Annotated in this window: 8 protein-coding genes; 3 read left to right on the top strand and 5 right to left on the bottom strand. The window is 73.3% G+C overall.

The window, feature by feature from the left end; genetic code table 11:
• The 3 genes from AB0O53_RS17965 to AB0O53_RS17955 all read right to left on the bottom strand — a co-directional run.
• Window positions 1-6,966: SDR family NAD(P)-dependent oxidoreductase (locus AB0O53_RS17965; protein ID WP_365196596.1), on the bottom strand; the 6,966-nt coding region annotated here is incomplete at its 3' end.
• 109 nt (window positions 6,967-7,075) lie between these two features.
• On the bottom strand, window positions 7,076-8,266 hold the full coding sequence (locus tag AB0O53_RS17960; RefSeq protein WP_365196593.1) for a cytochrome P450: 1,191 nt from the start codon (window positions 8,264-8,266) through the stop codon (window positions 7,076-7,078).
• Between the two features lie 27 nt (window positions 8,267-8,293).
• Window positions 8,294-9,457, bottom strand: coding sequence for a pyridoxal phosphate-dependent aminotransferase (locus tag AB0O53_RS17955; protein WP_365196590.1), 1,164 nt, complete (start codon window positions 9,455-9,457; stop codon window positions 8,294-8,296).
• A gap of 430 nt (window positions 9,458-9,887) precedes the next feature.
• Between AB0O53_RS17955 and AB0O53_RS17950 the strand changes: the two genes are divergently transcribed.
• Window positions 9,888-10,709, top strand: a complete 822-nt coding sequence (locus tag AB0O53_RS17950) for an LmbU family transcriptional regulator (RefSeq protein WP_365196587.1) — start codon at window positions 9,888-9,890, stop codon at window positions 10,707-10,709.
• A gap of 121 nt (window positions 10,710-10,830) precedes the next feature.
• Here AB0O53_RS17950 and AB0O53_RS17945 read toward each other — a convergent pair whose 3' ends face one another.
• Window positions 10,831-11,478: an FMN-binding negative transcriptional regulator gene (locus AB0O53_RS17945; RefSeq protein WP_350994121.1), complete on the bottom strand. Its 648-nt coding sequence runs from the start codon at window positions 11,476-11,478 to the stop codon at window positions 10,831-10,833.
• 234 nt (window positions 11,479-11,712) lie between these two features.
• Between AB0O53_RS17945 and AB0O53_RS17940 the strand changes: the two genes are divergently transcribed.
• Entirely contained in the window at window positions 11,713-13,089 is a 1,377-nt protein-coding gene (locus AB0O53_RS17940) for a lysine N(6)-hydroxylase/L-ornithine N(5)-oxygenase family protein (protein WP_350994119.1), read from the top strand.
• A gap of 117 nt (window positions 13,090-13,206) precedes the next feature.
• Here the strand turns inward: AB0O53_RS17940 and AB0O53_RS17935 are convergent, their stop codons facing one another.
• Window positions 13,207-13,443: an MbtH family protein gene (locus AB0O53_RS17935; RefSeq protein WP_350994117.1), complete on the bottom strand. Its 237-nt coding sequence runs from the start codon at window positions 13,441-13,443 to the stop codon at window positions 13,207-13,209.
• Window positions 13,444-13,859: 416 nt separating this feature from the next.
• Here AB0O53_RS17935 and argB point away from each other — a divergent pair, with 416 nt between their 5' ends.
• Window positions 13,860-14,846 (top strand): acetylglutamate kinase, encoded by a 987-nt coding sequence (argB, locus tag AB0O53_RS17930; RefSeq protein ID WP_350994177.1) that lies wholly within the window; start codon window positions 13,860-13,862, stop codon window positions 14,844-14,846.
• Window positions 14,847-15,211: the final 365 nt, after the last annotated feature.

Here is a 15,211-nt window from a genome sequence, read left to right as displayed (position 1 = left end):
GGTGAGGTTGAGGTGGGAGGTGAGGTGGTGGAGGTGGTGGGCGGTGTCGGTTTTGGGGTGGAGGACGTGGGTGATGTGGTGGGGGGTGAGGTTGTCGAGGGTGGCGTCGTTGAGGGTGCCTGCGGCGTGGATGACGGTGGTGAGGGGGTGGTTGGTGGGGATGGTGTCGAGGAGGTTTTCGAGTGCTTGGCGGTCGGCGGTGTCGCAGGCGGTGATGGTGATGTGGGCGCCGGCGGTGGTGAGTTCGTCGTGGAGGGCTTGGGCTCCGGGTGCGGTGGGGCCGGTGCGGCTGGTGAGGTGGAGGTGTTTGGCGCCGTGGTGGGTGACGAGGTGGCGGGCGAGGATGCGTCCGAGTCCGCCGGTGCCGCCGGTGATGAGGATGGTGCCTTCCGGGTCGAGTGCGGTGCCCGGGGTGCTGGGGGCGGTTTCGAGGCGGGGTGTGTGCAACTGGCCCGCGCGTAGTGCGTATTGGCTGTCGGGGTGAGCGGCGGCGGTGTGTGCTGCGGTGGCGAGGTGTTCGGTGGTGTCGGTGGTGTCGATGTCGAGGAGGGTGATGCGGCCGGGGTGTTCGTTCTGTGCGGTGCGGATGAGGCCGGTGAGGGCGGCGGCGGGGAGGTCGTGGATGTCTTCGTCGGTGGTGAGTGCGGTGGCGCCGCGGGTGAGGACGACGATCCGGGTGGAGTCGAGGGCCGTGTCGGCGAGGAGTTGCTGGAGGGTGGCCAGGGTGTCCTGGACCGCTCCGTGCACCTCCGCGAAGCTCTCCGACAGGGCTATGTGAGAAGGCAGTTGCGCGCCGTCGCGCAGAGCCGACCGCAGTTCGGCGACGTCCGCGTACGTGTCACCCGAGACGGCCGCGGCCAGCCCGTGCGGATCGGACCCCAGCACCGCCCACAGCCCCGCCGCGGCCTCCGCGGCCGCCTGCGGAACGGGCCTCCACACCAGCCGGTGCAGCCCGGAGCGCCGCCCCGCGCCCGCGCTCCGCGCGGCACGGAGGTCACCGGCGGGACGCAGCGTGATCGAGTCGATCGTGACGACGGGCCGGCCCTCGGGGTCCGTCGCCGTCAGTGAGGCGGTGTTGGCGTCCACCGGAACCACGTGCACGCGCAACGCGGTCGCCCCCGCGGCGTGCAGGGTGACCCCGCTGAAGGAGAACGGGATGGCCAGCTCGCTGCCGTCACCGAGCAGCATCGCGTGCAGGGCCGCGTCGAGCAGCGCCGGGTGGATCGCGAAGGCCGAGGCGTCGGCGTGCTGTTCCTGCGTGAGGGAGACCTCCGCGAACCGCTCCTCGCCCGACAGCCAGGCCCGGCCCAGGCCCTGGAAGACCGGCCCGTACTCGTAACCGCGGTCGGCGAGGCGCTCGTAGACGTCGTCGAGCGGGACCGGCCGCGCACCCTGTGGCGGCCAGGCCGGTGAGGCGGGCGGGACCGGGTGCTCGCCGGCGGCCAGTACGCCCGAGGCGTGCCGGGTCCACTCCGCGTCGCCCGCGCCCTCGGGGCGGGAGTGGACGGTGACGGACCGGGTGCCCGACTCCTCGACCGGGCCGAGCGCGACCTGGAGGTGGACGCCGCCCTCCTCGGGAACGAGCAGCGGCGCCTCCAGCACCAGCTCCCGCAGCCGGTCGTGGCCGAAGCGGTCGCCCGCGGAGACGGCCATGTCGACGAGGGCGGTGCCGGGCAGCAGGACCGTGCCGACGACCGCGTGGTCCACGACCCAGGGGTGGGTACGGCGTGAGACACGGCCCGTGAACAGCACGCCGTCGCGGTCGGCGAGGCTGGTCACCGCGCCCAGCAGCGGGTGCTCCGCCGGGGTGAGGCCCAGACCGGACGGGTCCTCCGCCGTGACCGGGGTGTCCAGCCAGAAGCGGCTCCGCTGGAAGGCGTACGTCGGCAGCTGGACCCGCCGGGCGCCGGTGGCGGCGAACACGGCGGACCAGTCGACGCCGATGCCGTTGCAGTGGGCTTCGCCGAGCGCGAGCAGCAGCCGCCCGGCCTCGTCCTCGTCGCGGCGCAGGGTGCCCAGGGCGGTGCCCCGCACCCCCGCCTCGTCGAGGGCCGCCTGCACGCCGATGGTGAGCACCGGGTGCGGGCTGACCTCGATGAAGGTGTGGTGCCCGGCGGCCAGGAGCGCGCCGACGGCCTGCTCGAACTGCACGGTCTCCCGGAGGTTCTGGTACCAGTACCCGGCGCCCATCACGCTCGCGTCGGGCAGCAGCGCCCCGGTCAGCGACGAGTAGACCGGTACGTCTCCCGGGCCCGCCCCGATCCCGTCGAGGAGCCGCGCCAGCTCGCCCTCCAGTTCTTCCACGTGGGCCGAGTGGGAGGCGTAGTCCACGTCGACGAGACGGGCCCGCGCGCCCTCCTCCTTGGCCCGGGCGAGGAACGCGCGCAGGGCCTCCGGGTCGCCGGAGACCACGGTCTGGGCCGGGCCGTTGACCGCGGCGACCGAGATCCTGCCCGGCCAGGCGCCGATGCGCTCGCGCACCCACGCGGCCGGCCGGGCCACGGACATCATGCCGCCCCGGCCCGACAGCACGGTCAGTGCGCGGCTGCGCAGCGCCACGACCCTGGCGGCGTCCTCGATGCTCAGCACACCGGCCACGCAGGCCGCCGCGATCTCGCCCTGCGAGTGGCCGATCACGGCGGCCGGCTCCACCCCCAGTGAGCGCCACACCGCGGCCAGGGACACCATTACCGACCACAGGACGGGCTGTACGACGTCCACGCGCTCGAAGCCGGGAGCACCCTCCGCGCCCCGGACGACGTCCAGGAGCGACCAGTCCACCAGCGGGTCCAGCGCCGCCGCGCACTCGGCCATCCGGCGGGCGAACACCGGTGAGGACTCCAGCAGTCCGGCCGCCATCCCGGCCCACTGCGCGCCCTGCCCCGGGAAGACGAACACGGGGCGGGCCGCGGGCCGGCTCTGCCCGGTGACCAGGCCGCGGGCCGTGGCGCCGTCGGCCAGTGCCCGCAGGCCCTGCTCCAGCTCCGCGCGGTCACCGGCGACGACCGCGGCCCGCCGGTCGAAGTGGGCGCGGCCGACGGCGAGGGAACGGCCGATGTCCGTGAGACGGGCGCCGGGGTGGTCGCGCAGGTGGTCCAGGAGCCGGCCGGCCTGGGCCCGCAGCGCCCCGTCCGTCTTCGCCGACACGAGGAAGGGGACGGGGGCGCCTTCGGCGGGCACCTCTGCGGTCGGCGCGGCTTCCTCGGCCTCCGGCTCGGCGGCCTGCTCCAGCACGAGGTGGGCGTTGGTGCCGCTGACGCCGAAGGAGGAGACGCCGGCCCGGCGCGGCCGGTCGGTCTCCGGCCACGGCGTGGCCTCGGTCAGCAGCGCGACCGCGCCGCTCGACCAGTCCACGTGCGAGGTCGGGGCGTCCACGTGCAGGGTGCGCGGCAGCAGGCCGTTGCGGATCGCCATGACCATCTTGATGACGCCGCCCGCGCCGGCGGCGGCCTGGGTGTGCCCGATGTTCGACTTGAGCGAGCCCAGGAACAGCGGGCGGCCCGCGGCACGGTCCTGTCCGTAGGTGGCCAGCAGGGCCTGGGCCTCGATGGGGTCGCCGAGTCGGGTGCCCGTACCGTGCGCCTCGACGGCGTCGACGTCCGCGGCCGACAGTCCGCAGGCGGCGAGCGCCTCACGGATGACCCGCTCCTGGGACGGGCCGCTGGGCGCGCTCAGCCCGTTGCTGGCGCCGTCCTGGTTGACGGCCGAGCCGCGGATGACCGCGAGGACCTCGTGCCCGTTGCGCCGCGCGTCGGAGAGCCGCTCCAGCAGCAGCATGCCGACGCCCTCGCCCCAGCCCGTACCGTCCGCGGCCTCCGCGAAGGACTTGCAGCGGCCGTCCACCGACAGTCCGCGCTGGCGGCTGAACTCCACGAACATGCCGGGCGTCGCCATCACCGTCACACCGCCGGCCAGGGCCAGTTCGCACTCGCCGGCCCGCAGCGCCTGGGCGGCCGTGTGCAGGGCCACGAGGGAGGCCGAGCACGCGGTGTCGACGGTGACGGCCGGACCCTCCAGACCGAGGGTGTAGGAGGCGCGGCCGGAGACCACGCTCGTGTACGTGCCGGTCAGCAGGTAGCCGCCGACGCCCTCGCCCGCCTCGTGCAGCCGCGGACCGTAGTCCTGCGCCATGGCGCCGACGTACACGCCGGTCCCGCTGCCGCGCAGCGCCGCCGGATCGATCCCGGCGCGCTCCACGGCCTCCCACACGGTTTCGAGCACCATGCGCTGCTGCGGGTCCATGGCCGCGGCCTCGCGCGGGCTGATCCCGAAGAACTCGGCGTCGAACCGGTCGACGTCGTGCAGGAACCCGCCCCGGCGGGTGTACGAGGTGCCCGCGCGGTCGGGGTCCCCGTCGAAGAGGGTCTCCAGCGCCCAGCCGCGGTTTCCGGGGAACTCGGAGACGGCGTCGCGCTCCTCCACCAGCAGCCGCCACAGGTCCTCGGGGGATTCCACCCCGCCCGGGAAGCGGCACGCCATGGAGACGATCGCGACGGGCTCGTCGGACGCGTGGTCGCGGCGCCGGACCGACCGGGGGACGGGCTTGCGGGCGGGGGCCGTCCCGGAGAGCTCGGCGAGCCGGGCGACCAGCTTCTCCGGGGTGGGCCGGTCGAACAGCAGGGTGGTGGGCAGCTTCAGACCGGTCGCGGCGACGAGCCGGTTGCGCAGCTCCACGGCGGTCGCGGAGTCGAAGCCGAGCTCCTGGAAGGTGCGGGCGGGGTCGATGTCCGCGCCCGTGCCGCGGCCGAGGACGAGGGCCGCCTCCGAACGCACCAGGTCCGTCAGGAACCGGGCCGTGCGCTCGGGGTCACCGCCGGTCCCGAAGGGGTCGGCGGTGGCGGACGCCCCGAGCCGGAAGGGGTACGTGGGCAGGGCGACGGCCGGGGTGTCCGGGGGGAAGACGGGGCTCCAGTCGACCGGGGCGCCGTGCGCGTACGCCTCGGCCGCGGAGGACAGGAAGCGGTGCGGGCCCTCCGCGCCCCGCCGCAGCGATCCGACGACGGCGGCGGTGGACCCGGCGGCCTCCAGGGTCTGTTCGAGGGGCAGCGTCAGCACCGGGTGCGGGCCGATCTCGACGAAGAGGTCGTGGTCGGCCACGCACCGGACCGAGCTCTCGAACAGCACGGTCTCGCGCAGGCTGCGGAACCAGTACGAGGCGTCCAGCGAGCGGGTGTCCAGCAGCCCGCCCGTCAGGGCCGAGTGGAAGGGGAGGCTCCCCCTGCGCGGGCGGATCGGGGCCAGTGCGGTCAGCAGCTCCTCGCGGAGCTCGTCGATGTGCGCGGAGTGCGCCGCGTAGTCGATGGCGACGCGCCGGACCCGCACGCCCGCGGCGGTGAGCTCCTCCTGGAGCTCACCGACGGCGTCGAGGTCGCCGGACACGGTGATCGAGCGCGGCCCGTTGACGCCGGCGACGGAGAGCCGCCCGCCGTACGGGGCGATCCTCTGCCGCACCTCGTCGAGGGGCAGCAGGACCGAGAGCATGGCGCCGCGGCCCGCGAGGCGGGCCTGGGCCCTGCCGCAGACCGCGCTGGTGCGGGCGCCGTCGGCCAGGCTCAGTCCGCCCGCGACGACGGCCGCGGCCATCTCGCCGATGCTGTGGCCGACGACCGCGGCCGGCTCGATGCCGAAGGAGCGCCAGAGGGCGGCCAGGCCGAGGGAGGTCGCGAACAGGGCGGGCTGGATGACGTCGATGCGGTCGGGCGCGGGTGCGCCGGGCACCCCGCGCAGGACGTCCTCCAGGGACCAGTCGACGTACGGGGCGAGCGCGTCGGCGGTGGCCCGGACACTGGCGAGGAAGACGTCCGAGGCGTCGAGCAGGTCGGCGGCCATGCCGGTCCACTGCGCGCCGTGGCCGGGGAAGACGAAGACCGTCCGCTCGCGCGGCACGGCCGTGCCGCCGGTGCGTCCGGGGCCGCGGCGGCCCTCGGCGAGCGCGGCCAGCTCCTGGGCGAACTCCGCCCCGGTGGCGGCCAGCAGGACGGATCGGTGCGTGAACGCGGTCCGTGAGACGGCCAGCGAACGGCCGATGCCGGCGAGGTCGGGCCCTTCGCCGAGGCCGTCGCCGTCGCCGCCTCCGACGCCCTTGCCGAGCCGGGCGAGGAGCTGCCCAGCCCGGGCGCGCTCGGCCTGCGCGGTGTGCCCGGAGAGCACCCAGGGCAGCACGCCGGCCCGGAAGGCGGCCGGCCGGCCGGCGCGGGGCTCGCGTGCACCGCCACGGGGCGCCCCGTCGACCTCCACGGCCCACACCGCCCCGTCCGCGTCGGCAGCCCGCACCCCGCCGGCCCGCCCGCCCGCGGCCGCCCGCAGGACCTCACCGAGCCGCGCACCGGTGCCGTCGGTGCCGTTCGCGGGACGGGCCGGGTCCGGGTCCGGGTCCGGGTCGGGGGACGGGCCCGTGGCGGTGAGCACCGCGAGGATCCGGTCGCCGGCCGCCTCGGCCCGGGGCAGGGTCTTGAGGACGGCGACGAACCCGTCCGCCGCGCCCGCGAGGGCGATCGGGCTCTCCCCGGAGCGCAGGCTCTCCGCCGCGAGGTGCACCGCCGCCGGCGCGGACGCGACGCCCGCGCGCACGGTCCGGTGCGCACCGGTCAGGCCGAACACGGCCCCGACCGCACCGGCGAGGTCCTCGTCCCCGTCGTCCCCGTCGTCCGGGCCGTCCGGGCCGTCCGGGCCGAGGAAGAGCCCCGTACCGCCGGCCCCGCGCAGCGAGGCCGGTACGACCCCGGCGTCCTCCAGGGCCTCCCAGCACAGTTCCAGCAGAAGCCGCTGCCGTGCGTCCACCGATGCGGCCGCCTCCGGCCCGAGCCCGAAGAACGCCGGGTCGAAGTGGCCGGCGGGCCCGTCCGTCCCCGGGACGCGGCAGGACAGGCCGATGACGGCGACGGGCTCCCCAGTGCTCCCACCGGTTCCGGCGGTCCCGGCTCCTCCGGCGAACTCGACATCGCGGCGGGTGGTCTCGACAGACATGCGGATCCTCACTCCAAGTCCAAAGGTGTTCCGGGGAGCAGCACTTCGAGGGGGCCGCCCGGAACACCCGGGAGGCGACCCGCCTGTACGACCGGCCCGCTCGCGGCGGCTACCACTCCACGCGCAGCCGGGCCAGCCCACGCGTGCCGAGGCCGTCCTTCCAGACCACGGCGTCGGGCCCCGGGGCCGTCCGCAGGGTCGGGAACCGCCGCGTCAGCCGCTCCAGCACGATCTGCAGCTGGAGCCTGGCCAGCGGGGCGCCGAGACAGCGGTGGACCCCGTGCCCGAAGGTCAGGTGGGCGGCGTCGTGCCCCTGCGGATCCAGCAGCCCGGGCTCCGTGAACGTCCTGCCGTCCCGGTTGCCGTGCAGCAGGGAGACGATGACGCCCTCCCCGGCCTGGACGGTGACGCTGCCGAGCGGTACGGGTTCCACCGCCACCCGGGGGAAGCTGATCGGGGTGGAGGGGGTCAGCCGCAGCAGTTCCTCGACCGTGGGGGCCAGCCGGTCGGGCTGCCCGCACAGCTCCCCGTACGCGGCGGGGTCGCGCAGCAGGGCGTGCACCGACAGGCCGAGCTGCCCGACGACGGTCTCGTAGCCGGCCATCAGCAGGGTGAGTCCCATGGTGAGCAGCTCGCCCATGGACAGGTCGCCCTGCTCGTGCGCCGCGATCATGGAGGTGAGCAGGTCGTCCTCCGGCCGGCGGCGCTTGCGGTCGATCAGGTCGGCCATGTAGTCGATGAGTTCGAGGCGCCGGCGGGCCTTCTCCTGCGGGGTGCTGGCGGAGATGTCGAACAGCACCTCGACCCAGTCGCGGAAGCGGGTGGCGTCCTCGGGGGGCACCCCGAGCAGCGAGCACAGGACGGCCAGGGGCAGCGGAGCGACGAGCGCCTCGATCAGGTCGGTGCCCGGCCCCGCCGCGGCCAGGGCGTCGAGGTGGCGGTCGGCCATCTCCTCCACGGCCGGTGCCATGGCGGCGGTGCGGCCGGTGGTGAACGCCTTGGTCACGACGCGCCGCAGCCTGGAGTGATCCGCCCCGTCCATGCTCATCATGGAATTCGGCACCGGCTGGGCGTCGTTGAGCTTCGGGGCCCGCGCGGTGACGGCCTCGGCGCGGCTGAACCTCTTGTCCGTCAGGACCCGGCGGGCCAGCGCGTAGTCGCAGACCAGCCACATCTTGTCGCCGGCGGGCGTGAAGAACGGGACGACGTCGATGCCGTCCGGGACCTGCCCCTCCCCGGCCACGTACTGACCGAGGAACTCCGGAAGCGGGCCCAGCGGGCCGGCGCTGCGGTGCTTCATGCCTTTCCTCCCCGTTGTGGTCGGCGGTCAGGTGTTCAACAGGCGACGCTCGGCCTCGCGCAGGACCGCGATCGGCCGGTTGAACGCGATGCGCACGTAACCCGCACCGTCGGCGGGGTCGGCGAAGAAGGGGGCTCCGGGCACGACCAGCACACCGGTCCGGTCCAGGAGTTCGCGGACGAAGCCGAGGCTGTCCTGGCGGCCTCCGGTGAGGGGGGAGATGTCGGCGAAGAGGAAGCAACCGCCCTCGGCGGGGGCGAACTTCATGCCCGCGCGGGAGAAGACCTCCTGGGCGAGGTCGCGCCGGTCGGCCATCTCGGCCGCCGCGACCGCCAGGTCGACGCCGTGGGCGGTGCGTCCCGCGGCCACCTGCAGGGGGACCGCGGCGCCCAGCGTGGTGAGCTCGTGCACCTGGCGCAGGGCGCCCGTGCGCACGGGGTCGGAGCGCAGGAAGCCCAGTCGCCATCCGCTGACGGCGTGGCTCTTGGACAGGGACCCGACGACGATGCTGCGCTCGGCCAGCCCGGGCACGTCGGCCACGGAGACGTGGGTGCGGCCGTCGAAGACGAAGGCGCGGTAGACCTCGTCGGAGATCACGGTGACGTCCCACCGCTCGCACAGCTCGGCGATCTCGCCGAGTTCCCGGCGGGTGAGCACGCGTCCGGTCGGGTTGCCGGGGGTGTTCAGGACGACGGCCCGGGTCCGGGGGGAGAAGGCGGCGGCCAGCTCGGCGGGGTCGAAGCGCCAGTCGGGCGCGTGCAGCCGTACGTAGCGGGGTACGGCCCCGGTCAGTTCGACGGCGGCGGTGAAGTGGTCGAAGCCGGGGTCGAGGAGGACGACCTCGTCGCCGGGGTCCACGGTCGCCAGCAGCGCGACGAAGAGGGCCTCCGTCGCGCCCGCGGTGACGGTGATCTCGGTGTCCGGGTCGGTGGGGGTGCCCAGGGAGTCCGCGATCCGCCGACGCAGCAGGGCGTCGCCGTTGGGGTGCTCGTACTGGTTGTGGCCGGCCCGTACGGCACGGGCCGCCTCCTCGATCATGTCCGCGGAGGTCTCGGGATGTCCGGGGGTGCCGACGGCCAGGTCGACGGCGTCACGGGTCCGCGCCAGCATGAACACCTCGGTCAGCCCGCTGCCCTTGAGCCTCGCCGCGCGCGACGAGACGGGTGGCCTGGGGGCCCGTGAGTGCGTCATTTCCGATCCTCCTGCTCATGCCGAATCGACTGAATGAGATGAATGGGGAGGCGCAGTACGGGCGCGGAGAAATGGCCGTAGCCGTTCCGCTTTACCTCTGGTGCCTCGTGAAAAAAGCCGAGCCGGCGGCGCTGGGAATTCTGCCGAGCCGCTGCGGAGAAACTCTGGCCGAGAATGAACATACCTCTCGGCCGGGAGGCGGAGAACAGAACGGCGACGACAGGCGGCGGCAGCGGGCAACGGCTGTTCAGTTGTTCGATCGGGCGGTCGTTCCCGTCCCGTCGACGGGACGGTGCGGGGTCCTCGGCGGTGGCCGGACGCCGGCTGCGCGGTGGGTGCGTGGTGGGTGCGGCGGGCGGCTTTGGCACGCCTTTAGCACGTGCTGCGAGCCTCCACACCTGTTCTGTTGGCCCCTTCACGTGGAGGCACGATGGCGATTCAGGTCGGCGACATCGAGGGATCGAGAACGGGTCGGATCCCCGCGGGCCCCGAGGCGGCACCGAGGCCGCGCAGGGGTGTGGGCGAGGACCCGCGGCGCGGGCAGGTGCTGACCACCAAGGTGGGGCTGCAGATGCCCGCGGGGATGTCCTTCGACGACTGGGAGAAGGCCGGCCGCCAGCTGTCCGGAATTGTGGATTCCTCTTCCTGGTGGCTGGGCGACTGGCTCGTGTACGGGAAGGACCACTACACCGACCGCTACCAGCGCGGGATCCGGGCCGCCGGGCTCCAGTACCAGACCCTGCGCAACTACGCCTGGGTCTCCCGCCGGTTCGACTTCGGCCGACGGCGGGGCTCCCTCAGCTTCCAGCACCACGCCGAGCTGGCGTCCCTGCCGCACGACGAGCAGGAGACCTGGCTCGACCGCGCCGAGCAGCGCCGGTGGACCACCAAGCAGCTGCGCAGCGCCATCCGTGCCGCGCGCGAGAGCCAGGACCGGGTCCGGGTCCCCGCGGAACCGACCCGGAGGCTGGAAGTGCCGGGCAGCCGCCTGGAGTGGTGGCACAAGGCCGCCGAGCAGGCGGGCGTCGACTTCGAGCGCTGGGTGCTGGTCACCCTGGACAGCGCCGCGAAGCAGGCCCTGGCCGAACTCGGCCGGCTGGAGGACACCGCGAACGGGCCGGCGGAGCTCGTGGCGGCGCCGGCCGGACCCCGGGAACCGCGGGAGATCCGGGGCCCCTTGGCGATCGAAGGACCGAAGCCGCCCGCGGGCACGGGGGCGGTGGAGCCCGGAAGGCCCGCCCCCGATGCCTGAGCACCCCGTGCACGGCGGCGGCCCGTCGGGCCCGCACTCGGCGGGGGAGTGCGGGACCTGAGGGGCCGGGTGCCGCGGCGCCGGACCCCGGGCTCCCCGGGGCCCGGCGCCGTCCGGCCGCTCAGGGGAGCTGCCGCATCAGGTCGGCCGTGTCGCGCTGCCGCGTGCACCCGCTGTGGGTGAAGGAGTCCAGCACCCGCCCGCGCACCTCGGCGGGCTGCTCCTGGCTGAGCTTGAACATGCCCTCGGCGCCGGTCACCGTGATCCGGAAGGCGCCCACGGCCGGCAGGAGCCGGTGGAAGTAGCCGATCGAGTCGGTCATGTCCCAGCCCGATCCGAACTTCGCCTCCTCGAAGGCGCGCACGGTGGACTGCACCACGTCCATCGTCTCCTCGCTCGATTCGATCTTCTCCACCACACCGCGCACGTGCACCGAGGTGAAATCCCATGTCGGGGCCGCCGGTGATTTCTCGTACACCGTCGGAGAGACGTAGGAATGCGGGCCGGTGAAGGTCAGCAGGACGACGCCGCCGTTCTTCATCGCCGCCCAGTGCGGATTGGCCTTGTTCATGTGTCCGAGCAGCCTGGCACCCGAAAGGTCCGGCGCCCATTCCTCGTTCGCCCGCGGATCGGCGATGACCGGGAGATGGGTGGCGAACGGGCCGTCCTCGGCGGTCCCGTTGATCACCGCCAATGCCAGCGGATTGTCGCGCATCAGGTCTGTCATCCATGAACGGTCCGGTTCACGGTAGTCACTCGGGACGAACATCCGGGATTCACCCTCTCAGTCGGCGCGGTGCGCGAACGCGTGGAAATCCGGACCGACCGTACCTTCGTCCTGTCACCGGGACACGGGTCTTCGGTATTCGGTTCGCGCAAAGGCCGTTCGGATTGCTTTGTTGGTGACTTCAGGTTGGCGCCGGGACGTTCTCCGGCGCAATACTGAATAAAGATCTCCCGGATCACCGGTCGAGATTCCAAGACGCTAGCGGGAGAATTGTCTATGGGTACAACGAGTACGCATGAACACGAGATTCACGACGTGGTGGGCATCGGCTTCGGCCCGTCCAACCTGTCGCTCGCCATCGCTCTGGAAGAGCACCGGGCCAATGTTCCGGACCGCCCTGTCAAAGCCGCGTTCTTCGAGCGTCAGGCGTCGTTCGGATGGCACCGCAATATGCTGCTGCCGTCGACGACCATGCAGATCTCGTTCCTGAAGGACCTGGCCACCTTCCGTAATCCGGTGTCCAGGTTCAGTTTCGTTTCGTATCTGCACGCGGCCGGGCGGCTCGTGCAGTTCGTCAACAACCAGGACTTCTTCCCGACCCGGCAGGAATTCCACCAGTACCTGGAATGGGCGGCGGCCGGCCTCGCCGACCGCGTGTCCTACGGGTCCGAGGTCACCGCGATCCGGCCCGCCGCGGACTCCGCGACCGGATCCCCCGACCACCTCCGGCTGGAGGTCCGGGGCCCCGGCGGCGACGTCAGGCTGGTCAGGGCGCGCAACGTGGCCATATCGACCGGGCTGGTGCCACGCCTCCCGGCCGGGGTCACCGCCGACGAACGGGTGTGGCACAGCTCGCAGTTCCTGGAGAGGTTCCGCGGCCTGGACCCGAACGAGCTCAAGAGCGTGGCGGTCGTCGGCGCCGGCCAGAGCGCGGCCGAGATCACCCGCTTCCTGTACGACATGCTCCCGCACGCCCGCGTCAGCGCGGTCATCCCGTCCTACGGCTACTCCGTCGCGGACGACACGCCCTTCGCCAACCAGGTGTTCGACCCGGGCGCGGTCGACGAGTACTACTTCGGCACCGACCGGGCGCGGGAGGCCTTCTGGCACTACCACCGCAACACCAACTACTCCGTCGTCGACGACGAGGTGATCCGCGACCTGCACCAGCGCTCGTACGAGGAGGAGGTCAGCGGCCACAAGCGGCTGCACTTCCTCAACCTCACCCGGGTGGCCGAGGTCGCCCGGACGGGCAACGAGACGCGGCTCACCCTCACGTCGCTGCTCGACAGCGAGCCGCAGGAACTGGACGTCGACGCGCTCGTCTTCGCGACCGGCTACGAGGGCATGGACCCGGCCGGCCTGCTCGGCGACTTCGACCGGCACTTCCTGCGGGACGAGTCCGGCCGGCACCGGGTGGAGCGCGACTACCGCCTCGTCACCGCGTCGGGACCGTCCTGCGGGATCTACCTCCAGGGCGGCACCGAGCACACCCACGGCCTGTCGTCGTCCCTGCTGTCGAACATCGCCGTACGCAGCGGGGAGATCGCCGACTCGATCGTCCTGCGCCGGGCCGAGCAGGAACTGGCCGGGTCGCGTGTCGTCGAGCCCGCCGGCGCGGGCGCAGGCGCGGGCGCGGCCGTCCGGGCCTGACCCGCCCCCCCCCGGTACGACCGAAGGGTGGGCCCCGGTGCTGTCCGTACAGCACCGGGGCCCACCCTTCGTCCTTCATCGGCTCTTCCGCACCGTGCGCGGAATACCGGATTCACTTCATGCGGCGTCGGCGGAAACCCGGTCCGCGGCCATCGCGTCGCGCAGGCTCTTCGGCCGCAGGTCGGTCCAGTTCGCCTCGACGTGCTCCAGGCACAGCTGACGGCTTTCCTCGCCGAATACGACGTTCCAGCCGGCGGGAATCTCGGCGAACGACGGCCACAGCGAGTGCTGGCCCTCGTCGTTGACCAAGACGTAGAACCGGCCGTCGGCGTCGTCGAACGGGTTGCTGCTCATGCATCCACTCCAATTCAAGCCGTTCACGGCCCGTTTCCCGGACGGGAATCGGGCCGTCATCCATTAATGGGGATGGAGTTGGCGAGACCGCCGTGCCCGATCATGGCACCTTTCGGGCGCCCCGTGGAGACCGGTGCGACAAGGGGACGCCCCACAGGTCTGCCGATGCGCTTCGCCCGCCGTCCTGTTGACGGGACGGCTCCCGACACCCTGCCCCCATTTCCCGCGTTTCTGCCTGAGTTCCTGAGAACGGACTTCCTCTCGCGCCTTCTCGCGCGCAATGCTGGACGGGCGACCGCGGCTGCTGCCGCGGTCCTTCACGTCCCCGGGAGCCGGAGTCCTCCACAGAAGGAGTTGTGCCGATGAGCGTCGCCAGCGCGGCCGGCCGTTCTCTTCCCCCTGCGCACGAGGCCCCCATGATGCCCGGCGGGTGGTCCGCCCTGGAGAAGGCGCGGTCCGTCTGCGAGGCGCTGCCCTGGCTGTCCCGCCACCAGAACCGCACCGTCGTCATCAAGCTGGGCGGGCACGCCATGGTCGACGAGCAGCTGACCGCGGCCTTCGCCCGCGACGTCGTCTTCCTGCGCTACGCCGGGCTGCGGCCCGTCGTCGTCCACGGTGGCGGCCCGCAGATCGGGGCCGAGCTCGAACGGCGCGGCCTGGCCAGCGAGTTCAAGGCGGGACTGCGGGTCACCTCGGCTCCCGCGATGGACGTGGTCCGGATGGTGCTCGCCGGACAGGTCCAGCGCGAACTCGTCGGACTGATCAACGCGAACGGCCCGCTGGCCGTCGGGATGACCGGCGAGGACGCGGACACCCTCACCGCGGTCCGGCACGTCCCGTGGATCGACGGAGAACCGGTGGACATCGGCCGGGTAGGCGACATCACCCGGGTGGACACCGGAGCCATCGAGGCACTCCTCGCCGACGGCCGCATCCCGGTCGTCTCCTCCGTCGCCCGCAGCGCCGAGGACGGCCACGTCTACAACGTCAACGCCGATACGGCGGCGGCCGCGCTGGCCACCGCGCTGCGCGCGCAGGCGCTCGTGATGCTCACCGACGTCGCGGGGCTGTACGCGGGCTGGCCGGCCGGCGGCGAGGTCATCGCCCGGCTCACCGCACGCGAGCTGGAGAAACTGTTGCCGGAGCTCGCCGACGGGATGGTCCCCAAGATGACCGGCTGCCTGCACGCCGTGCGGGGCGGTGTCGGCACCGCGCGCGTGATCGACGGACGGGTGCCGCACGCGGTCCTGCTGGAGATGTTCACGGACGAGGGCGTCGGCACGGTGATCGTGCCCGACCCGGACCCGGACCCGGACCCGGACGCGGACCCCGACCCGGACCCCGCGCCGGGCGCCCGGGTGCCGGGCGAGCCGGGACCGCGCCGGGCGCAGGCGCGGCCGTGAGCGGGTCGGTCGCCCGGGTGCGGTTATCCGCGGGCCGCGGTGGCGCCGCGATGGCGCCATCTGGCCCCGGTCGGTGCCACGTTCCGGGGGCGGGCCTCGGCGAGAAGCGTGGCCGGTATCAACTGCCCCACAGTGCAGTGCCGATGACCGGATTCCAGGCGTTCCAAGGCATCGATCGCCCAGGTCGGCGGTGCTCCCACGCCCGTGCCGAGTGCCTCGTACGGCCGTCGAACCAGCGGCTTCTTTCGGCCGCTCCCTTCGCGTGGCTCCGATATGGCGCGACAGTGGCGCCATGCGTGTGCCATGATGGCGTCACGGAAGCGGCGCCGACCCCATCCCGGCGGCACCTTCCCTGATCCCCGCCT

This window comes from Streptomyces erythrochromogenes, from assembly GCF_040684695.1.
In the GTDB taxonomy this organism is placed as follows: domain Bacteria; phylum Actinomycetota; class Actinomycetes; order Streptomycetales; family Streptomycetaceae; genus Streptomyces; species Streptomyces erythrochromogenes_C.
The sequence above is the reverse complement of the archived record's forward strand: the minus strand, read 5'-3'. Positions and strand labels throughout refer to the sequence as shown.

Bases quoted from the DNA above. Each gene is read 5' to 3' on its own strand.
- AB0O53_RS17940 (WP_350994119.1), top strand. From the start codon at position 11,713: ATGGGTACAACGAGTACGCATGAACACGAGATTCACGACGTGGTGGGC.
- AB0O53_RS17950 (WP_365196587.1), top strand. From the start codon at position 9,888: ATGGCGATTCAGGTCGGCGACATCGAGGGATCGAGAACGGGTCGGATC.
- AB0O53_RS17935 (WP_350994117.1), bottom strand. From the start codon at position 13,443: ATGAGCAGCAACCCGTTCGACGACGCCGACGGCCGGTTCTACGTCTTG.
- AB0O53_RS17945 (WP_350994121.1), bottom strand. From the start codon at position 11,478: ATGTTCGTCCCGAGTGACTACCGTGAACCGGACCGTTCATGGATGACA.
- argB (WP_350994177.1), top strand. From the start codon at position 13,860: ATGATGCCCGGCGGGTGGTCCGCCCTGGAGAAGGCGCGGTCCGTCTGC.
- AB0O53_RS17960 (WP_365196593.1), bottom strand. From the start codon at position 8,266: ATGAAGCACCGCAGCGCCGGCCCGCTGGGCCCGCTTCCGGAGTTCCTC.
- AB0O53_RS17955 (WP_365196590.1), bottom strand. From the start codon at position 9,457: ATGACGCACTCACGGGCCCCCAGGCCACCCGTCTCGTCGCGCGCGGCG.